Below are 20,679 nucleotides of genomic sequence, written 5' to 3'. Positions count from 1 at the left end.
TCCGACCTCTCACGATCCTTGATCCGCTCTCGTCGATCCCTGCCGGAGCCCCGGCTACGACGGGTCGGGCTGCTCGGCGAACTCCAGGACGGTGACCGAGGGGCGACGGTTCGCCAGCGGCGGAAAGGCCAGCACCAGTGGCAGCAGGGCGCCGACCAGCCCCCGCCCGCCCGCCGGACGGACGTCCCGCACACCCACCACAGCCGGACTGGCGGTGCGCAGCTTCGCCCGCTCCCCCGCGTCCATCCCCCACGGCATCGGCGGCACCTGGTAGCCGGAGGTGTGCAGCTTGCCGTCGCGGACCAGCCGGGCGAACCAGCGCGGCACGGCATCCAGCACCAGCGAGCCCCCCGGGAGCCGCTCGGCGCACCCGGCGATCAGGGCCCGCACCTGAGCCGGCTGGAGATACATGCACAGGCCCTGCGCCGTCACCAGGACCTCGCGGCTGCGGTCCACCTCGTCGGTCCAGCCCAACTCGGTGGCGTCGGCGGCCAGGTAGCGCTGGCGCGGTCCGGGCGGCAGCAGCCGCTCGCGCAGCGCCACCGACTCGGGCAGGTCGACGGTGAGCCACTGGGCCCGCCCGTTGTCGACCCGCCAGTACTGGGTTTCCAGCCCCTCCCCCAGGCAGACCACCGTGCCGCGCGGCTCCCGTGCCAGGAAGTCCGCCACCTCCCGGTCGAAGCAGGCCACCCGCAACGCCTGCAACTGCGCCTGGAGGGTGCTGGTGCCGAACCGCTCCTCGAACGGGTAGTCGATCCGGTCGACCAGTTCCACGGCCTTGGGGTCGTCCAGCAGCGGCTCCGGCCGCCGGGCCTCGACGGCACGCTGGTACAGCGTCCAGAGCGCTGTCTCGGGCACCGCGTCCAACTCGACGGGAAGCGATGCCGACGATTCGTCAGAAGCCACCGGGGTCTCCTTGGTGATTCGCACGTTCGATTGGTTCTCCCGCACAGTCTGACATTCGGTCAGGTCGACGGCCCGCTCATTCGATGCTGGAAGCCTGCCGGTTGCCGCCGGTCAGGGTGATGGCCGGCGGGGTGCCGCCACCCCGCTGATCATGTGGTTCTTCGAGCCCGGCGGCGTGCGGTCGACCGGGCTCAGACCTGTTCTGGGCTGCCCCGACGGGCCTGGCGGGGCGAACCGTCGATCACCGCCCGCGATCAGCCAGCGGCGGACGCCCGAGAACCTGAGACCCCTGCTGCCGACGGGGCAGCAGCGGCTCGATCCGCTCACATGGATCACCCGACACCACCCGCGGCGGAGTCTTCCCCAAGGGCTACTCAACGAGCGCCCGGAAGAGCGGACATGGGCCACCCGACAACTTCTGGTAGCTCCTCTTCAAGCCGTACGATCTCCCCGTTCAGCTGGCGCTCTCCTCCCTTCGACGGGCCGGAGCACGTCGCGCCGCACCGTCACGGGGGAGTTGCTTGCCATGCCTGTACAGCCGTTGGCGCCCGTCGACCCCGAGAGCGTCGGCCCGTACCGGCTGATCGCCAGACTCGGGGCCGGCGGCATGGGCCGGGTCTACCTCGCACGCTCGACCGGGGGCCGGACCGTCGCGGTGAAGGTGGTCCGGGCCGAGCTGGCGGAGGACCAGGAGTTCCGCGACCGCTTCCGTCGTGAGGTGGCCGCCGCCCAGGCCGTCAGCGGGACGTACACCGCGCCGGTGGTGGACGCCGACCGGGACGGGCCGATTCCCTGGCTGGCCACCTCATACGTGCTCGGGCCCTCGCTTGCCGAGGCCGTGGCCTCTCACGGCCCGCTGCCCGCCGACTCCGTCCGGGCGCTCGGCACCGGGCTGGCCGAGGCACTCACCGCGATCCACGCCGCCAGGATCGTCCACCGGGACCTCAAGCCCTCCAACGTCCTGCTGGCCACCGACGGGCCCCGGGTGATCGACTTCGGGATCGCGCGGGCGCTGGAGGGTGCAAGGCTCACCAGCACCGGGCGGGTGGTCGGCTCGCCGGGCTTCATGAGCCCCGAGCAGGCCAGCGGCGTGGCGCCGGTTGGGCCGCCGGGGGACGTGTTCGCGCTGGGCGCGGTGCTGGTGTACGCGGCGACCGGGCACGGCCCGTTCAGCACCGAGTCGGACTCGACGCCCGCCCTCCTCTATCGCGTCCTGCACGATGCGCCGAATCTGGACGGCCTCCCGGACGACCTGCGCCCGGCGATCTCCGCCTGCCTCGCCAAGGCCCCCGCCGACCGCCCCACCCCGGCCGAACTCGCCGCCCTCCTGGGCGCCGGCCAGCAACTCGCGCGCGCCGCCTGGCTCCCGGCCGAACTCTCCGCCGAGATCGCGGCCCACGCGGCCCAGGTGATGGACATGGAGACCCCGGCCCGCGGCAACCCCGTCCCCGCAGCGGACCCCCGCCGGGATGCCCCCCACCCACCCACGGTGACCGACAATCCGGCAGCTCCAGGCACCATGCTGCTCGGGGCTGGCGGGGCGGCAGGTGCAGGTGCCGCTGGCGCACCCGGGGCCGCAGGCGGGGCTGCCCCGGCGGGCTTCGGTGCGCCCGTCTCCCCGACCCCCACCCCCGCCAAGGCCGGGCCCTCGCGCCGCATGGTGCTTGCGGGCGGCGGCACAGCCGTCCTTGCAGCCGTAGGCGGGGCCGTGGCCTGGGCGCTGAACGGCGACTCCAAGCCCTCGTCCCCGACCGCGAAACCGACCACGCCCGCCACCCCGGGCGCCACCAGCGCCCGCCCCCGTACCCCCGGCCTCCCGCCCGAGCCGCTGTGGCAGTACAAGCTTGCGAGCAACTCCCTCGGCCAGGCCGGGCCGCTCTGCTCCGGCGAGCTGGTCTACCTCGGCGGTGACGGCCTGACGGCCCTCCAACTTGCCGACGGCAAAGAGCGGTTCACCGCGCCCGACGCCGCCTCGGACTACCTCGCGGTGGGCGGCAGCACCCTCGCCTACGGCTCGATCACCGACCTGGTGGCGGCCGACGCCCCGACCGGTGCGGTGCTCTGGAAATTCGACGCGAAGACGCCGCCCGGCGCCACCGAGCAGATCGCCCCGGACAAGGTGCTCGCCGCCGACGACAACTCCGTCTACGCGACGTGCTCGTTCATACCGCTCGACGCCAACGGCTTCCCCGACGCCAACGCCACCCTCACCCCCGGCATCATGGCGCTCGACCGCAGGACCGGCACGGTGGTCTGGACCCAGCGCCGCCAGGCCAAGGCCGACAACTACGTGAACTCCCTGCTCTCCGCCGGGACGATCCTCTACACCGACTCACGGAAGAACCTCGTCGCCCGCTCCACCAAGGACGGCGCACAGCTCTGGTTCGCCGAGACGGACAACCGCGGCAGCTACTACCAGCCGATCGCCGACGGCCAGCGGGTCTACTGCTCGGTGGCGGGCAGCGGCATCCAGGCAGTGGACATCGCCACCGGCCGGCAGAGCTGGGTGAAGAACCCGGGCCCGGGCAGCAAGTACTGGTACAGCCCCGGGGCCGTGGCCGACGGCGTACTCTATACGGTGCTCGGTGGCCAGTCGTTCAGCTTCCCGGGCGGCCAGTCGTACTCCCCCGCCACCCCGCCCACCCTGTTCGCGTACCGCGCCACCGACGGCAGCGAGCTCTGGCGCCTCCAACTGCCCGACGAGGCCGCGATGTCAGTCTCCCCGGCCATCGTCGGCACCACCCTCTTCGTGGCCACCCCGAACAAGGGCATCCACGCGGTGGACACCAACGCGCACAAGGTGATCTGGACCTTCCAGACCGGCCTGACCGACACTCTCGACTGGCAGTTCGGCACCGACGGCAAGATCCTCGTCGCGGCCCAGGGGCAGCACGTCTACGCCCTCCCGGCCGTCTAGTAGTACTTCTGACGAGGCCGGCACTTCGCACGACGGCTCCTACAGCCTGACCGTCGACGGCGTGGTCACGCTCGCCGCCGGCGACCGGAACGGCCTGGCCAACGCCTCTGCGAGTCTGTTGCAGATGCTCCAGGCGAGCCGGACCATGCCCGGCCAGTGATCGCATGATCCTTCCTGCTGCCCATGACCCGACGCACCGGTGCCAGGCCGCCGAGCTTGAGGTCGCTGAAGCACCGGAACGAATGCCATCGCCGCGCGCCACCGACGCCGCTCGCCTGGGTTCGGGGGCGCCAGGGTGTAGAAGTGAACGCGGACTGTTCCGTGCTGACGCCCCGACACCCCGACTGGAGTCCCGGATGAAGGCTCTCGTAGCCCGCGAGTACACGACGCTCGACGGCGTCATCGTCACCGACCTCCCGAAGCCCGTCGCAGGTCCCGGCGAGGTGCTGCTCAAGGTGGAAGCCGCAGCCCTCAATCCGCTGGACCTCGCGCTGATCACGGGTGCGATGAAGGACATCTTCCCCGTCGAGCACCCCCTCGTCGTGGGAATGGACACCGCGGGCACCGTCGCCGAACTCGGTCAAGGGGTGACGGCCTACGCGCCGGGTGACCCGGTCCTCGCCTTCGCCGGTCAAGCCGGGGCCGTCGCCGAGTACACCGTGGTCGCGGTGGGCCCGCACCTCGCCAAGCGGCCCGCCGGCCTCGCCGCACCGCACGCCGCAGCCATCCCCGAGTCCGGGATGACGGCCACGTGCCTGCTGCGCGCGGTCGGCCTGGCAGCCGGGGAGAGCGTGCTGGTGGTCGGTGCGACGGGAGGTATCGGCCTGTACGCGGTACAGCTTGCCGCCTCGCTCGGCGCCAAGGTGATCGCCACCGCGACCTCTGAGGACGCGGACTACGTGCGCGGGCTCGGTGCACAGGGCACCGTCGACTACAAGGCGGGCGACGTCGCGGAGCAGACGCTACGCCAGGTCCCGGACGGGGTGGATGTGGTGGTCGACCTGATCAATCGCGGTGACGCGCTCTCCACCACGGCCCGCGCGGTCCGTGACGGGGGCCGGCTGGTCTCCCCCCTCTTCGGGCCGCAGGACTTGGGCCGGGGAGTCACCGGCGTCTACATCGGCAGCTTCACCGCCGAGCCCGGCGACCTGGAGGACCTGGCCGCCCGCGCGGCCGACGGGCGGCTGCGGGTGGAGAGCGGCGCCACCTACCCGTTCACCGACGCCCCGCAGGCGGTGTCCGACTTCGCGAGCAAGCACATCCGGGGCAAGGTCGTCATTACCGTCCCATGACAACGTCGCCGACGCGGCAGCCACGCCGGACGAGCCTCGCGAGCTCAGTCACGCCAAGGCCACGACCACCGCGGCTGCCCGGGCATCGGCCCAACTCGCCCAGGCCATCGACACCGTCCGGCCGGGCTCTCTCAAGCTCTCGGTAGTAGACGTCCGTCTCATCCGGCACCAGCGGCCGACCCATGAGATGTCCCAGGATGACCTCCGGGGTTCCCCGCCAGTAAGCGCCCATCACCCGCCTGGGCCGATACGACCGTCCTACCCGCTCACCAACCGAGGACCCACGGAGACACCGACCACCGCGCCGGACCCTCGCCTTGCCCCGAGCCAACAACTGGCCGACGAGGCATCGCTACCACCGTCAACCCAGGTCAGCCGAACCCAACCGAAACGCGGAGGCTAGAGCGCGAGCATCGCCGCGGCGACCTCATCGGCGGCCGCGTCGGGGATCGCGGTCGCGGCCTGTTCGAGCACCAGCAGCCGCGCACCGGGGATCTCGCGCGCGAGCGCCTCGCCGTTGCCGACCGGAAAGAACCGGTTGTGACGACCGTGCACCACGAGCGCCGGTATCGCGAACTCGGGCAGGCGCTCACGCCACCGCGGCTCGCAGTCGAGCTTGGAGAACACCATGCCCACTTGGTTGGCCATCTGGACCGCGGGCTCCGTGCCCGGCGTGCGGTCGAAGACGCGCTCGGCGGTCGCGCGTGCCGCGGCGGGATCGTCGCCGAGGATCTCCGCTCTGGCGGCGGCGAACTCCGCCACGGCAGCGCGGTCGGACCAGTCGGGCGTCGGGAGCGCGAACCGTAGCTTCATGACCTCCTTGTCGTGGTCGGGCAGATCGTTGTCGACCGGGCCGGGGGCGACGGGCCGCGTCCCGGCGAGGGTGAGCGCCGAGAACGCGTCCGGATGGTCGAGCGCGGCGACTTGGGCGACCATCCCGCCGACGCCGATGCCCGCTAGGTGCGCCGGCCGGTCGGCGAGTCCGCGGGCGAGCGCGGCCGCGTCGGCGGCGAGATCCCGGAGCGTGTACGCGGGCGCCTCGGGGTCTACGGTTGTCGACGCGCCGGAGTCGCGCAGGTCGTAGCGCACGACGTGACGTCCGCCGCGCGCGAGCGACTCGCAGAGCGCGTCGGGCCACGACAGCATGGTCGTGCCGCCCGCGAGCAGCATGAGGGGCGCCGCCGCATCGCCGAAGTGCTCGACCCCGAGCGTGACGCCTTCGGGTGTGCGGAACGAATGGACCGGCGAGTGCATCGTCAACCTCCCGCGCAGGTGCGTGACCGTGGCCACGCTACCCTGCATCGCCGACGCCGCCCCACGTCCGGCTCGACGAGGACGGGTCGATGTTCATGATGCCGGGTTGAACAGCTTCCAGTGGCCCTCGGAGACGACCTCGACCTCGCCGTCGGTCACCTTGATGGCGGTCTGAGCGTCGAGGGCGTACGCCGGACCCTTTATCTTGGCGGCCCAGCGTTCCGCCTCGGCCATCGTGTTCTCCGGACAATCCGGGCTGTCGAGGTGCGGGAAGATGGAGAAATCGACGACTCCCAGCGTGTTGTCGTCACCGGTGGGCGGCTTCCAGCCGACGAACTCCTCGCCGATGCGGGGAGTCAGCACCATGCTCCCGGCGCTGAGCCCTACGTAGACCGTGTCACGCAGCGAGGGGAAGAGGTCGGCCAGTCCGGACTCCCGCATCCAGTGGCACAGGTACAGCGCGTCGCCGCCGTTCACCAGCAGGGCGTCTGCCTCTCGGACCCAGGAGACCCAGCGTTCCTTGCCGATGCTGGGCAGTGCGGTGAGCTCCAGCACACCCACCGACTTCCACCCCAACCCGGTCATGGGACTGGGGGACTGTCCACTGACGAAACGCCACGGCCCGCCCGGATCCCCGTACGGGCCCCCGTACCCCGCGGTGGGGATGCACAGGGCGCTGGCCTCGGCTATCGGCTTGCCCAGGAGATCGACCAGCGCCGCCAGCACGCTTGCGTTCCTGACACCGGAGTCGGTAAGGAGAAACTTCATCACACCCCGCCCTGATCCCACAATGAAAGTGATGAGCGACATTAACAGCGGGCCATGGCCGGGCCAAGGTCGTGTGCGCCACGGCTCGGCCCTGAGCACACGCTGCTGGGTCATCCAGCGGCGCTCAGCTCGGTCGGCAGCGGTGCCGACGGGTCGTCAGAAGCCATCAGCATCTGCGGGTCCGCTTGATCGACAGGTTCCGCAACAGTGTCTCGCACCTGGTCAGTTCGGGCAGCGGGCGAGGGCTGGGTCTGCGTGTCGGCTACCGGCACGGCTACGGGTACGCCCGAACGGACTCACGGGGCCCGGTGGGGCAGGTCGAAGCACCCGCGGGCTCAGACCTGTGCCGTGATCTCCGCCGCCACCCGCTCCCCCGACGCCACGGCCGCGTTGAGGGTCGCGTTGTCGACGTCGGTGTGCTCGCCGGCGAAGTGGATCCGGCCCTCCTGGACGGCCTCGTAACCGGCGATCGTGGTGTACTGCCCGACGCCGTAGTAGTGGTAGGAGCCCAGGTGCCAGGGGTCGAGCGACCAGTGGTCCTCGTAGGCGAGGCCGTTGAAGGCGGCTGTGGTCCCGGGGTAGACCTGCTCGATCTGGCTGAGGAACCAGTCCACGTCGGCGGCCGGGGCCGGGCCGTGGGCAGCACCGGTGAGGACCGAGCGCGCGGTGTTCCCACCCGGGAAGTTGACCAGCAGAGCCGGGCCGCCGTTGCGTCCCAGCTGGACCGAGCCGTCCCAGGCGGTCTGGTAGCCGCTCGGGGCGGTGTTGCTGACGCCGTTGTAGCCGAGGGCGGGCCAGGTCTTCGCCTGCACCTGGGTGACCAGCTTCGCGTTCTGGCCCATCCCCTGCTGCTGGATCGCCTGCAGCTTCAGCGGCGTCAGGCCGGCCCTGGTCAGGTCCACCGCTCGCAGGGTGCTGAACGGCAGGGCGAGGACCAGGTGGTCGGCCGGGACGCAGACCGGTGGGCCGCCGGCGGTGCGGTCGAAGGTGCAGGTGTAGCTACCGTCTGCGTTGCGCACCACCGCGACCAGCTGGTAGCCCTGCTGCACGGCGCCCGCGGGCAGTTGGGCGACCATACGGCTGACCAACTGGTCGTTGCCGCCGACGAGGTGGTACTTCTCGTCGAAGCCGGGCACGCCGTCGAAGGTCGAGGAGCCGCCAAGGAAGCCGATCACGCCGATCGCCGAGGACTGCGCGGCCTCGCCGCCACCCTGCAACTGGATGGACTGGATCAGCTGGCTCAGCGCGGAACCGGTGGGCAGGCCGATCTCGGCCAGGTAGTCGAGGCAGGAGAGCCGGTCGAGCCGCTGCGCCTCGGCGGTCGCGCTGTTCCAGCGCGGGGTACCCATGGCGGCGTAGGAGGCGGCGAAGGCGGTGTAGGCCTCGGCGACCCAGTCGTTCTGCTGCTGCGGGCCGTCGTACCGCGCGCCGTTGAGCCAGCCGGCATAGGTGCCCGAGTCGAGCGAACCGCCGTTGGCGTACTCGGTCTTGAGGCCGAAGGAGGCGGCGAGCCGGAGCACGGCGGTATCGGTGGAGCTGATGAACGAGCCGCCGTGCTCGCTGACCATGTCGTTGGCGAAGAAGCCGCGCAGCGACCAGCACCTGCCTCCGAGGTGGGTGGTGTCGGCCTCGTAGACGGTGGCGGCGAGCGGCCGCGAGCCGGTCCAGAGCTGGTGCGCGCAGCGCAGCCCGGCCAGGCCTGCGCCGACGACCACGATGCGCGGCGCGGTGGCGGAGTTCGGCGCGGCGGCCGCGCGGGTGGCGGCGGGCAGCGAGGCGACTGCCGCCGCGCCGGCGCCTGCGGCGAGCAACTGACGGCGGTTCAGCTTCCGTTCGGCCCGTTCGGCCCGTTCGGCTCGCTCGGCCCGCTCGGCCCGCTCGGCGGCGACCTCGGCGACGGGCATCCCACGCCGTCGGGCCTCGCCCTCCAGCCGGAAGGCGAGGCCGAGCCTGTCCGGCAGTCCGGTGCGGGTGGTAGTGGGGAGTTGGGTGGTCGATCTGGCAGGTTCCTGGTCCATGGCAGAACCCCTCTCTCGGGGTGAGAACGGTTGCCCTGGAGTGAACGGCGCCGCAACGGCGTTGTCAACGTTATTGTCAACGGTCTTGCGCAAAGGGGCCGTTGCCGACCTACGCGGCCGGCTCCGCCACCCTCCGCTCGATCGCCGTGATCAGCGCCTCGACCCGAGCGCGGTAGACCCCGTCCTGGGTGACCTGTGCCAACTCCTCGGCCACCGCTGTGATCTGCGGAAACGCGACCGGATCGACCAGCCGGTACTCCCTGGTCCAGGAGGCTTCGTCGGCCGCCCGTGCCTCGGCGGAGAAGAGCAGGTAGGCGGCACGCTGGCCGACCAGGGCGAGCAGCGAGTCGCCGACCATCCGGTAGTGGACCGCCGCCTCGGCGCCGGTCAGACCGGCCTCGGTGACCGCGCCGAGGATCAGCTCGACGACGCGGAATTCGTTGGCCCGTCGGGTGGTTCGGCTGGCCATCGCCGAGGCGACGGCCGGGTACTTGAGGGCGACCGCGAGCGAGCCGTCGGCCAGGGCGCGGATCCGGTCCTGCCAGCCCAGGCCCTCGGGGATGCTGTCCAGGACCTCGCCGAGGGTGCGGTCGGCCACTTCCAGCAGCAGGTCGTCCTTGTCGCGGAAGTGCCGGTAGACGGCGGTCGGATCGGCGCCGAGCTCCTCGCCGAGGCGCCGCACGGTGAAGGCGTCCGCGCTGCCGCGGGCGGCTATCCGCAGGCTGGCTTCGATGATCGTTTCGGGGCTGAGCTGGCTTCCGGAGCGCCGGTTGCGCGCGCGGGCGGGTGGCGCCGCAGCCCGCGGGGAGGACGGGTTCGAGGCTGTATTCGACATGGTGCCGCCAGTGTAACGACGGGATCCCGGCTGTGCGCAACACCGTTGACAACATCGTTGCGCAGCGCTTCACTCCTCCTCACCACCACTCGGGGAGGGATCCGCCCATGGCTCCTGACGCACCATCACGCCGCCCTGCCGACTTGCTCTTCCGCGGCGGCCGGGTGTTCACCGCGACCGGCACCGAGCCGTTACCGGCCGCCGTCGCCGTCCGCGGCGGACGCATCCTCGCGGTCGGCGACGAGCGCGAGCTGCACGAACAGCTGACCGGGCCGATGACCGAGGTGATCGACCTCGACGGCGGGCTGCTGGCGCCCGGCTTCCAGGACGCCCACGTGCATCCCGTCATCGCCGGAGTGCAGTTGCTCCGCTGCGACCTGTCCGAACAGCGCGGTGTCGACGGCTACTTGGCGACCGTCGCCGCCTACGCGGCCGAGCACCCGGAGGCCGAGTGGATCTGCGGTGGCGGCTGGTCGATGGACGCCTTCCCCGACGGTATCCCCACCCGGGCCATGCTCGACGCCGTCGTCCCGCACCGCCCGGTGCTGCTCACCAACCGCGACGGGCATGGCGCTTGGGTCAACACCCGCGCCCTGGAGGTGGCCCGGGTGGACCGCCGCACCGCGGACCCCGCCGACGGCCGGATCGAGCGCGAGCCGGACGGCACCCCGATCGGCACCCTCCAGGAGGGAGCCATGGACCTGGTGGCCCGGCACGTCCCGGTCGCCACACCGGCCCAGGCGCGGGCCGGTCTGCTGGCCGCCCAGCGGTACCTGTTCTCACTCGGCGTCACCGCCTGGCAGGACGCCATGATCGGCAGCTTTCCCGGCAACCCGGACAACTACCCCGTCTACCTGGACGCGGCCCGTGACGGTTCGCTGGAAGCCCGGGTCGTGGGCGCGCTCTGGTGGGACCGCCGGCGCGGCCCGGAGCAGATCCCCGAGCTGGTGGAACGCCGACTGCACGGCCGGATCGGCCGGTTCAACGCCACCACCGTCAAGATCATGCAGGACGGCATCGCCGAGAACTTCACCGCGAGCATGCTGGAGCCCTACCTCGACGCCTGCGGCTGCGCCACCGCCAACTCGGGCCTCAGCTTCGTCGAGCCGGCCGTGCTCCGCACAGCCGTTCCCCAACTCGACGCTCTCGGCTTCCAGTTGCACTTCCATGCGCTCGGTGACCGGGCCGTCCGCGAGGTGCTCGACGCGCTGGAGCTGGCCCGGGCCGTGAACGGCGCCAACGACAACCGCCACCATCTGGCCCATCTCCAGGTCGTCCACCCGGACGACGTCAAGCGGTTCGCCGAACTCGGCGCCGCCGCCAACATCCAGGCCCTCTGGGCGGCCCACGAACCGCAGATGGACGAGCTCACCATCCCGTTCCTCGGCCCCGAACGGGCCGCCCTGCAGTACCCGTTCGGCGACCTGGTCCGGGCCGGCGCGCGGCTGGTCGCGGGCAGCGACTGGTCGGTGAGCAGCCCCAACCCGCTCTGGGGCATCCATGTCGCCGTCAACCGCCGGGCGGTTGACGCCAACGCCGACCGACAGCCCTTCTACCCGGAGCAGGCGCTGACGCTCGCCCAGGCCTTCACCGCCTACACGGCCGGCAGCGCCTGGGCGAACCACCTCGACACCGAGACCGGCACCGTCGAACCCGGCAAGTGCGCCGACCTGGTGGTGCTCGACCGGGACCCGTTCGCGGGCCCGGCCGAGGAGATCGGCTCCGCCAAGGTCCGGATGACCTTCGTCGACGGGCGGCCCGTCCACGTCGCCACCAGCTGACCCAACGTCACTTTCGCTTCTGGAGGCCCACCGTGCCCAGACCAAGACCCCGTAGAGCTGCCCTGGCCGCGCTCCCGCTCACCGCCCTCGCGCTGACCTCCTGCAGCGGCACCGCCCACCCCGCAAGTTCGGCGGACGGCGTCCCCGCCTACCAGTTGACCGCCCGCACCGCGCCGAGCAGCGGCGACGTCGACTCCTTCACCTGGTCGCTGTTCGCCGAACCGGTCTCGATCGACTATGCCTTCTCCTTCGACTACCCGCCGAACACGGTGCTGGCCAACGTCTGCGAGAGCCTGCTGCGTTGGAACCCCGACCTGACCACCTCGCCCGGCCTGGCCACCGGCTACGCCAACCCGACCCCCACCACCTGGGTCTACACGATCCGCAGCGGCGTGCACTTCCACGACGGCACGCCGCTGACCGCCGACGACGTGGTCGCCTCGCTGCGCCGCAACCTCGATCCGAACACGGGCAGCGACTGGGCCTACGCCTTCCGCAACGTCAAGTCCGTGGACAAGACCGGCCCGATGCAGGTGACGGTCACGCTCAACACCCCCGACTCCACCTTCAACGCTTACATGGCCGCCAGCCCCGGCACCGTCGAATCCGCCGCCACCCTGCAGGCGGACGGCAAGGACTACGGCAACCCCGCGAAGGGCGTCAACTGCACCGGCCCGTTCGCCTTCTCCTCCTGGAGCCCGGGGCAGTCGATCGTGCTCAAGCGGTTCGACGGCTACTGGGACCCGTCGCTGCGCGCCAAGGCGAAGCAGGTGAAGTTCGTCTTCCTCTCCGACGAGACCGCCCGCGTCAACGCCTTCCAGAGCGGCGAGGTCGACGGCGGCTGGATGGTGCCGGCCGACTCCTACGCACAACTGGCCACCTCCAATAAGGGAAAGCTCTACTACGGCCAGAACACCACAGTCGCCGACGAAGTGGTGGGCAACCTCCAGGGCCCGCTGGGCGACGCCCGGGTGCGGCAGGCGCTGCTGATGGCGATCGACCGCAAGGGCATCGTGAAGGCCGGCGTGGGCGGGATCGGCGAGGTGGCCGACTCGCTGGTCACCCGCAACACCTGGAACAACAGCCCGCAGAGCACCATCGATCCGCTGCTCAAGGCCCTGCCGCAGTACCCGTACGACCCGGCCAAGGCCAAGCAACTCGCCGCGAGCGCAGGGGTGCACGGCCAGTCGGTGGTCATAGCCAGCAGCCCGCTCGACTCGCAGAGCACGATCATCACCCAGGCCGTCGAACAGGCCGCCACCGCCATCGGGTTGAAGCCGCAGATCGACACCGTCTCGCCGGACAAGTACACCGCGCTGTTCACCGACCCGGCCGCGCGCAAGGGCATCGACCTCTTCGAGACCTTCTGGTACACCTCGATCACCGACCCGCTGGACATGTACGGCTCGCTGCGGACCGGCGCGTTCAGCAACTACGGCAACTGGTCCGACCCGCAGTTCGACGCCGCGGTCGACCAGGCCGCCGGCACCACCGATCCGGCCGCGCACGCCGCCGCGGCGGCCAAGGCGCAGCAGATCGCGATGGCGCAGCTGCCCTGGCTGCCGCTCTACGCCGAGCCCGTCTCGGTCTTCCTCGGCAACCGGATCACCGGCCTGCAGCCCTCGATCGACTACCTCTACTACCCCTGGGCCGCCGAGATCGGGGCCAGGGGATGAGGAGCCAACCGATGAGCCTCGCGGTCGCCGTGCTGCGCAGGCTGGCCGGCACCGCCGTGACGCTGCTGGTCACCTCGTTCCTGGTCTACTCCTCGCTCTACCTCGCGCCCGGCGACCCGGTCTCCTTCCTGGTCCGCGGGCGCAGCCCGAGCCCGGCCGAACTCGCCTCGATCCGCAGGCAGTTCGGCTTCGACCAGCCGTTCCTGGTGCGCTACTGGCACTGGCTGGACGCGGTGCTGCACGGCGACTTCGGCCGCTCCTACCTGTTCCACCAGAGCGTCGGCGCCGTCATCTGGTCCCGGCTGCCCGCGTCGCTGCTGCTGGTCGCCGTCGCCACCGTGCTGATCGCCGTGGTCGGCATCGGCGCCGGCGCGCTCGGTGCGCTGCGGCGCGGCACCCGCACGGACAGCGCCGTGCTGCTGCTGGTCACCGTCGGCGCGGCCGTCCCGTCCTTCGCCGCCGCGATCGTGCTGCGGTCCGTGTTCGGCGTGAAGCTGGGCTGGTTCCCGACCATCGGCAACGGCACCGGCCTGCTGGACCAGCTGCACCACGTGGTGCTGCCGGCGATCGCGCTCTCGGTGACCTTCATGGCCCTGGTCACCCGGGTGACCCGCAGCGCGATGCTGGACCAACTCGGCCGCGAGCACGTCGAGGTGGCGCTCAGCCGGGGCGCACCGCGGTTCGCCGTGCTGCGCCGCCACGTGTTCCGCAACGCGCTCGGGCCGATCGTCACGGTCTCCGGTCTGCTGGTCTCCGGCATGCTCGTCAGCACCGCCATCGTGGAGACCGCCTTCGGGATGTCCGGGATCGGCTCGCTGCTCGTGAGTTGCGTCGACGAGCTGGACTTCCAGGTCGTGCAGGCGCTGGTGCTGCTGGTGGTCGCGGCCTTCGTGGTGGTCAACACGCTGGTCGACCTGGTGTATCCGCTGATCGACCCGCGGGTCGCACGGACGGCGGGGGGTGTTCGATGAGTACCGGCACCGTGCGGCTCGGCGCCGGCCGGGTGCTGCGCCAACTCGGCGGTCACGGCTGGCTGTTCCGGATCTGCCTGGGCGTGCTGGTGGTCTTCGTCGCGGTGGCGCTGTTCGCACCGTGGCTGGCGCCGCAGGACCCGACGGTCGGCGATTTCGCCGACACCATGGCCGGGCCGAGCGCGCAGCACTGGCTCGGCACCGACCAGGGCGGCCACGACACCTTCTCCGCGCTGCTGGAGGGGGCCAGGACCAGCCTGCTCGGCCCGCTCGGCGTCGTCGTCTTCTCCAGCGTCGGCGGCATCGCCGTCGGGCTCCTGAGCGGCTGGCGCGGCGGACGGGTGGACGCGGTGATCAGCCGGGTGCTCGACGTCCTCTTCGCCTTCCCGTCGCTGCTGCTGGCGATCCTCGCCGTGGCGCTGTTCGGCAAGGGCCTGGGCGCACCGGTACTGGCCATGGCCGTCGCCTACCTGCCCTACACCGCCCGCCTGGTGCGTGGCCTGACCGCGCAGGAGAAGACCCGCCCCTACATCGCCGCCTACCTGGTCCAGGGCCACGCGCCCGGGTACGTCGCGGTGCGCGGACTGCTGCCGAACATCGCACCGACCGTGCTCGCACAGTCCACCGTCAACTTCGGCTACGCGCTGCTCGACCTGGCCGCGCTCTCCTTCCTCGGCCTCGGCGTGCAACCGCCGACGCCGGACTGGGGCGCGATGATCAACCACGCGCAGTCGGCCGTGCTGGCCGGACAGCCGCTCTCGGCGGTGCTGCCGGTGGTCGCCGTGGTGGCGGCGGTGCTGGCGTTCAACGTGGTCGGCGAGCGACTGGGCGAGAGGGGGACGACGCGGTGAGCGGCTCCTTGCTGAAGGAGGACGGCACGGTGAGTGCCTCGTTGCTGGAGATCGACGGCTTGACCGTCGAACTGCCCGGCACCGCCCGGCCCGTGCTCGACGCGGTCGGCCTGCGGGTGGCGGCGGGCGAGGTGGTGGGACTGGTCGGGGAGTCGGGGTCCGGGAAGTCGGTGACCGCGCGGGCCGCACTCGGGCTGCTCCCGCCGGGTGCGCGCTGCGCCGGCCGGGTGCTGGTGGGCGGGGAGGACGTGCTCGGTGCGGGGCAGGGCCGGCTGCGCGCGATCCGTGCCGGCACGGTGTCGATGGTCTTCCAGGATCCTCGTGCGGGCATCAATCCGGTCCGCCGGATCGGCGACTTCCTCACCGAGCCGCTGCGCCTGACCCGCCGTTGGCCGCGGCACCGGGCTGAGGAGCGGGCGGTGGAGCTGCTGGCGGCCGTGGGCCTGCCGGAGCCGGAGCGCCAGCTGCGGCGGTACCCGCACCAGCTGTCGGGTGGGATGCTGCAACGCGTCATGATCGCCGGCGCGCTGGCCGGCGAGCCGCGCCTGCTGCTCTGCGACGAGCCGACCACCGCTCTGGACGTCAGCACCCAGGCGGAGATCCTTGCGCTGCTCGGCCGGCTGCAGCGCGAACGGGGCCTGGGCCTGCTGCTGATCACCCATGACATCGAGCTGGCGGCGGCGAGCTGCGACCGGGTGTACGTGATGTACGCGGGGCGGATCGTGGAGCACGCCACGGCGGCGGAGCTGTTCGGCCGGCCGCGGCACCCGTACACGATCGGCCTGCTCGGGTCGACCCCGCCGCTGACCGGTCCACTGGAGCGGCTCCGGCCGGTGCCCGGCACCCCGATCGGCCTGGACGAGGCCGCACCGGGGTGTGCGTTCGCGGCCCGGTGCGCGTTCGCGCAGGCCGCGCGGTGCGACCAGCAGGTGCCGGCGCTGCTGCCGCTGCCGGACGGCTGCGGCTGCCGCTCCGGTGGGGCCTGCCGCTCCGGTGGGGACTGCGGCACCGTCGGCGCCGGGCGGGCGGTGGCCTGCGTGCGAGTGGCCGAGATCCGGTCCGCCGCCGAGGAGGTCCGCCCGTGAACACGTTGCTCGAAGTCACCCGGCTGCGCAAGGCGTTCGGCTCGACGGTCGCCGTCGACGGGGTCTCGTTCTCACTGCCACCGGGCGGCGCGCTGGGACTGGTCGGTGAGTCCGGCTCCGGCAAGACGACCACCGCCCGGATGCTGGTCGGGCTGGAACGCCCCGACTCCGGTTCGATCAGCGTCCTCGGCAGACCGCTGGCGGCCGGCGTCCGCGGTCGTGCGGCGCGGCTGGCCAGGGCCAAGGCGGTGCAGATGGTCTACCAGGACCCGTACCTCTCCCTGGACGCCCGGCTGACCATCGGTGAAACGCTCGACGGCGTGCTGCGCCTGCACGGCCACCGCGACCGATCGGCCCGCGCCGCCCGGGTCCGCGAACTGCTCGCGCAGGTCGGCCTCGGCGACCGCGAGGCCGCCGCCCGTCCGCGCGGGCTCTCCGGGGGCCAGCGCCAGCGCGCCGCGATCGCCCGCGCCCTCGCGGTCGAGCCGGCGGTGCTGGTACTCGACGAGGCGGTCTCCGCGCTGGACGTCTCGGTACAGGCGCAGGTGCTCAACCTCCTGACCGACATCCGCCGCGAGGCCGGCATCGGCCTGGTCTTCGTCAGCCACGACCTCGCCGTGGTGCGGTACGTCTGCGATGAGGCGCTGGTCATGTGGCAGGGCCGTCCGGTCGAACACCGTCCGCTGCCCGACCTGCTGGCGGGACCGGAGCATCCGTACACGCGCCTGCTGCTCGCTTCGGTGCCCCACCCCGGATGGGAGCCCGGGGACATCGCGAGTCGGCGCCGGGCGCTCAGCGAGCCGATTCCCCCAGGGAGCGTCCGGAATGACTGATCCGATTCGCCGACTGCGGGACGCCAAGCCGGTGCCCTTCTGGCTCGACGACCCCTCGCGGCCGGAGGCCGCGTCCGCCCTGGTCGCCGATACCCGCTGCGACCTGCTGGTGGTCGGAGGCGGCTACAGCGGCCTGTGGACGGCGCTGCTCGCCAAGGAACGGGACAGTGCGTGTGACGTGGTGCTGATCGAGGCTCAGGAGGTCGGCTGGGCCGCCTCCGGCCGCAACGGCGGCTTCTGCGAGGCCAGCCTGACCCACGGCCTCGGCAACGGGCACCAGCGCTGGCCCGGCGAGCTCACCGCGCTGGAGCGGCTCGGCGCCCGCAACCTGCAGGCCATCGAGGACACGGTCAAGCGCTACGGCATCGCGTGCGACTGGGAGCGCACCGGCTCGCTGAGCGTCGCGACCGAGCCGTACCAGGTCGACGGTTTGCGGGAGTTGGCCGCGCTGGCCGCCCGGTACAGCGTCGAGCGGACGCTCCTGGAGACGCCGGAGGCCGTGCGCGCCGAGATCGACTCCCCCGCCTTCCTGGCCGGACTGTGGGACCGGGACGGCGTGGCGATGGTCAATCCGGCGCGGCTGGCCTGGGGGTTGAAGCGGGCCTGCGAGGAGCGCGGCGTTCGGATCCACGAGCACACCCGGGCTACGGCGCTCGCCCCGTCCGGCAGTGGCGTCGAGGTGCGGACCTCGTACGGCCGCGTCCGGGCCGGACGGGTCGCACTTGCCACGAATGCCTTTCCGTCGCTGGTGAGGCGGCACCGTCCGTACACCGTCCCGGTCTACGACTACGCGCTGATGACCGAGCCGCTGAGTGGGCGCCAGCTCGCGTCCGTCGGATGGCGGCACCGCCAGGGCTTCGCCGACGGCGCCAACCGCTTCCACTACGTCCGCCTGACCGCCGACAACCGCATCCTGTGGGGCGGTTACGACGCCGTCTACCACTACCGGGGCCGCGTGCGTGCCGAACACGACCAGCGGCCCGAGACCTTCGCCACCCTGGCCCGCCACTTCGCCCGTGCCTTCCCGCAGTTGGACGACCTCTCCTTCACCCACGCCTGGGGCGGCGCGATCGACACCTGCACCCGCTTCACCGCCTTCTTCGACCTCTCGCACGGCGGCCGGGTCGCCTACGCCGCCGGCTTCACCGGCCTGGGCGTGGGTGCGACCCGGTTCGCCGCCGAGGTGATGCTCGACCTGCTGGCCGGCGAACGGACCGAGCGGACGCAGTTGCAGCTGGTCCGCCGCAAGCCGGTTCCGTTTCCGCCGGAGCCGGTTCGCTCGGCGGCGATCGGGATCACCAAGTGGTCGCTCGCGCAGGCGGATGCGAACGACGGACGGCGGAACGGATGGCTGCGGCTGCTGGACCGGCTGGGTCTGGGGTTTGACAGTTGAGGATCCACCAGCCCGCTCACTCGATGCTGAACGCGCCCTTCGGCGGCGGCGGCGAGGGGCGGGCCTCGGCGTCGGTGACCGGGGTGGCGGTGCCGACCAGGCGCCGCAGGTCGGGTCCGTCGACCAGGCGGGCCGGGAACGGGTCGGCGGCGAGCCGGCGGGCCAGCGCATCGACCGGCAGCGGCTGGTCGGAGCCGATCAGCAGCAGGTTGCCGAACCGGCGCCCGCGCAGCACCGAGGGTTCGGCGACCAGGCAGGTGTGCGGGAAGACCGCGCGGACCGTGGCGGCCTGGGCGGCGGCGAAGGCCAGCGGGGCGCCGTCGGCGAGGTTGGCCGCGTAGGCGCCGCCGGGGCGCAGCGCGCCGGCGGCGAGTCGGACGAACTCGACGGAGGTCAGGTGGGCCGGGGTGCGCGAGCCCTGGAAGACGTCGGCCACCACCAGGTCCCAGGAGCCGGGCGCCAGTTGGGCGAGGCGCTCGCGGGCGTCGCCGACCGCGACCTCGATGCCCTGACCGGTCCAGGGCAGCACCTCGGCGACCAGCTCGACCAGCGGTCCGTCCGCCTCGACGGCGAGTTGGTGCGAGCCGGGGCGGGTGGTGGCAAGGTAGCGGGGCAGGGTGAGGGCGCCGCCGCCGAGGTGCAGCGCGTCCAGGGGTTCGCCCTCGGGCGCCAGCACGTCGGCGAGGTGGCCGAGGCGGCGGGTGTACTCGAACTCCAGATGGGCCGGGTCGGACAGGTCCACATAGGACTGCGGGGTGTCGTCCAGGGTGAGCAGCCAGCCGCCCTCGCGGTCCAGGTCGGGCATCAGCTTGGCGGTGCCGAAGGCGGTGTCGCGCAGCACCGGGCGGGATTCGGTCACTGACGGGCCTTCGATCGGCGGGCCTTCGGTCGGCGGGCCGGCCCTGCGGCGGGGTCTCTCAGCAGCATGTCGGCAGCATAGGCCGGAGCCCGCGGCGCAGCGCACTCGCCCTACTGGCCGGTATCGTCGGTGCCCTCGGGTCGGCGGTGGGTGCCGGCGGCCCGGTCGGCGGTCCTGCCTCGACAGGCCAGAGCGGAAGTGGGTGCGGCGGTAGATGGAGTTCCGAGAAGACATCCTGGGTGCGCCGTACGAGGCAGCCGAGCTGCCATTGCGCGCGGACGAGGAGGGTGCGGTCAGCGCGACCCTGGTGCGGCGGCTGGTGCCCGGCTCGAAGCAGGCCGTGCTGTACATCCACGGCTACACGGACTACTTCTTCCAGACCAACCTGGCGGATCACTTCGTCGCGGCCGGCTTCTCGTTCTATGCGCTGGACCTGCGCAAGTACGGCCGTTCGCTGCGTCCGCACCACTCGCCGAACTTCGTCCGCGACCTGCGGGCCTACGACGAGGAGCTGGACCAGGCGGTCCGTACCGTCCGGGCGGACGGGCACACCCGCCTGCTGCTGAACGGCCACTCCACCGGCGGCCTGGTCGCCGCGCTCTGGGCGAGCCGGCAGGCCGGGCGCGGTGTGGTGGACGGGATCTTCCTGAACAGCCCGTTCCTGTCGATGCCGGCGGCGCCCGCCGTCCGCACCCTGGGCGCTCCCGCCGTGGGGGCGCTCGGTCGGCTGGCCGCGCTGCGCAAGCTCCCGGCCCCGCTCAATCCGCACTACGTGCACAGTCTGCACCGCGACCACCGGGGCGCGTGGGACTTCGACCTCTCGCTCAAGCCCGCCGAGGGCTTTCCGCTCTACGCGGGCTGGCTGGCGGCCATCCAGCGCGGCCACCGTGAGGTGCGGCGCGGTCTGGCGATCGACTGCCCGGTGCTGCTGATGGCCTCCACCTCCTCCGTCGTGACCAGCAAGTGGGATCCAGCGCTGCACCACTCCGACGCCGTGCTGCGGGCCGATGACATCGCGGCGCTCGGCCCGCGGCTCGGCCGGCACGTCACCGTCGTGCGGATCGAGGGCGGTGTGCACGATCTGGTGCTCTCCGGGGAGTCGCCGCGCAAGCAGGTGTTCGACGAGCTGGACCGCTGGATCGGCGCGTACTTCCCGGTGGCGGCCGGGTGAACCGGGCCACCATGGGCGCCGGCCGAACGGCGCCCAGGGCGGCGGCCCTGGCCGCCGGGCCGGCCGCCC

The 20,679-nt window shown here is 72.2% G+C and carries 16 protein-coding genes and 1 pseudogene; 11 read left to right on the top strand and 6 right to left on the bottom strand.

Annotation, left to right across the window (positions count from 1 at the left end):
- Positions 1-54: 54 nt before the first annotated feature.
- Positions 55-906 (bottom strand): class I SAM-dependent methyltransferase, encoded by an 852-nt coding sequence (locus P3T35_RS10250; protein ID WP_101385562.1) that lies wholly within the window; start codon positions 904-906, stop codon positions 55-57.
- Positions 907-1,432: 526 nt separating this feature from the next.
- On the opposite strand from P3T35_RS10250, the gene P3T35_RS10245 reads away from it, so the two are divergent.
- The 3 genes and pseudogenes from P3T35_RS10245 to P3T35_RS10235 all read left to right on the top strand — a co-directional run bounded on the left by P3T35_RS10245 (position 1,433) and on the right by P3T35_RS10235 (position 5,115).
- Positions 1,433-3,823, top strand: coding sequence for a PQQ-binding-like beta-propeller repeat protein (locus P3T35_RS10245; RefSeq protein WP_101384407.1), 2,391 nt, complete (start codon positions 1,433-1,435; stop codon positions 3,821-3,823).
- Between the two features lie 348 nt (positions 3,824-4,171).
- Positions 4,172-4,274 (top strand): annotated as a pseudogene (locus P3T35_RS10240) (IS5/IS1182 family transposase); the annotation flags it as partial.
- Positions 4,267-5,115 (top strand): NADP-dependent oxidoreductase, encoded by an 849-nt coding sequence (locus tag P3T35_RS10235; protein ID WP_280705399.1) that lies wholly within the window; start codon positions 4,267-4,269, stop codon positions 5,113-5,115. The pseudogene P3T35_RS10240 and the gene P3T35_RS10235, both read left to right, overlap by 8 nt.
- A gap of 399 nt (positions 5,116-5,514) precedes the next feature.
- Here the strand turns inward: P3T35_RS10235 and P3T35_RS10230 are convergent, their stop codons facing one another.
- The 4 genes from P3T35_RS10230 to P3T35_RS10215 form a co-directional block, all read right to left on the bottom strand.
- A complete protein-coding gene (locus P3T35_RS10230) occupies positions 5,515-6,369 on the bottom strand; it encodes an alpha/beta fold hydrolase (protein ID WP_101384404.1) in 855 nt (284 codons plus the stop codon).
- A gap of 93 nt (positions 6,370-6,462) precedes the next feature.
- Positions 6,463-7,137: a Type 1 glutamine amidotransferase-like domain-containing protein gene (locus tag P3T35_RS10225; RefSeq protein ID WP_101384403.1), complete on the bottom strand. Its 675-nt coding sequence runs from the start codon at positions 7,135-7,137 to the stop codon at positions 6,463-6,465.
- Positions 7,138-7,472: 335 nt separating this feature from the next.
- On the bottom strand, positions 7,473-9,155 hold the full coding sequence (locus P3T35_RS10220) for an NAD(P)/FAD-dependent oxidoreductase (protein WP_101384402.1): 1,683 nt from the start codon (positions 9,153-9,155) through the stop codon (positions 7,473-7,475).
- A 109-nt stretch (positions 9,156-9,264) separates the two neighbouring features.
- Positions 9,265-9,990, bottom strand: coding sequence for a TetR/AcrR family transcriptional regulator (locus tag P3T35_RS10215; RefSeq protein WP_101384401.1), 726 nt, complete (start codon positions 9,988-9,990; stop codon positions 9,265-9,267).
- A 107-nt stretch (positions 9,991-10,097) separates the two neighbouring features.
- On the opposite strand from P3T35_RS10215, the gene P3T35_RS10210 reads away from it, so the two are divergent.
- From P3T35_RS10210 to P3T35_RS10180, 7 genes are read left to right on the top strand one after another with little or no spacing between them, the layout of a single operon-like run.
- Entirely contained in the window at positions 10,098-11,771 is a 1,674-nt protein-coding gene (locus tag P3T35_RS10210) for an amidohydrolase (RefSeq protein WP_101384400.1), read from the top strand.
- Between the two features lie 32 nt (positions 11,772-11,803).
- Positions 11,804-13,447 carry an ABC transporter substrate-binding protein gene (locus P3T35_RS10205; protein WP_280705387.1) on the top strand — a complete coding sequence of 548 codons (1,644 nt, stop codon included), beginning with the start codon at positions 11,804-11,806 and terminating at the stop codon, positions 13,445-13,447.
- An 11-nt stretch (positions 13,448-13,458) separates the two neighbouring features.
- Entirely contained in the window at positions 13,459-14,418 is a 960-nt protein-coding gene (locus P3T35_RS10200; protein WP_101384399.1) for an ABC transporter permease, read from the top strand.
- Positions 14,415-15,269, top strand: coding sequence for an ABC transporter permease (locus tag P3T35_RS10195; protein WP_101384398.1), 855 nt, complete (start codon positions 14,415-14,417; stop codon positions 15,267-15,269). The genes P3T35_RS10200 and P3T35_RS10195 overlap by 4 nt, the downstream gene beginning before the upstream one ends.
- Positions 15,266-16,354 (top strand): ABC transporter ATP-binding protein, encoded by a 1,089-nt coding sequence (locus P3T35_RS10190; RefSeq protein WP_101384397.1) that lies wholly within the window; start codon positions 15,266-15,268, stop codon positions 16,352-16,354. The genes P3T35_RS10195 and P3T35_RS10190 overlap by 4 nt, the downstream gene beginning before the upstream one ends.
- Entirely contained in the window at positions 16,351-17,187 is an 837-nt protein-coding gene (locus P3T35_RS10185) for an ATP-binding cassette domain-containing protein (RefSeq protein ID WP_101384396.1), read from the top strand. The genes P3T35_RS10190 and P3T35_RS10185 overlap by 4 nt, the downstream gene beginning before the upstream one ends.
- Entirely contained in the window at positions 17,180-18,580 is a 1,401-nt protein-coding gene (locus tag P3T35_RS10180) for an FAD-dependent oxidoreductase (protein ID WP_101384395.1), read from the top strand. Before P3T35_RS10185 ends, P3T35_RS10180 begins: the two co-directional genes overlap by 8 nt.
- A gap of 16 nt (positions 18,581-18,596) precedes the next feature.
- Here the strand turns inward: P3T35_RS10180 and P3T35_RS10175 are convergent, their stop codons facing one another.
- Entirely contained in the window at positions 18,597-19,385 is a 789-nt protein-coding gene (locus P3T35_RS10175) for a fused MFS/spermidine synthase (protein WP_101385560.1), read from the bottom strand.
- A gap of 268 nt (positions 19,386-19,653) precedes the next feature.
- On the opposite strand from P3T35_RS10175, the gene P3T35_RS10170 reads away from it, so the two are divergent.
- Entirely contained in the window at positions 19,654-20,610 is a 957-nt protein-coding gene (locus tag P3T35_RS10170; RefSeq protein ID WP_101384394.1) for an alpha/beta hydrolase, read from the top strand.
- The last annotated feature ends 69 nt before the right edge of the window (positions 20,611-20,679 follow it).

Origin of the sequence: Kitasatospora sp. GP30, from assembly GCF_029892145.1 — a bacterium.
GTDB classification, from domain to species: Bacteria; Actinomycetota; Actinomycetes; order Streptomycetales; family Streptomycetaceae; genus Kitasatospora; species Kitasatospora acidiphila.
Note: the sequence above shows the minus strand (reverse complement) of the source record. Positions and strands in the feature narration are given on the sequence as shown.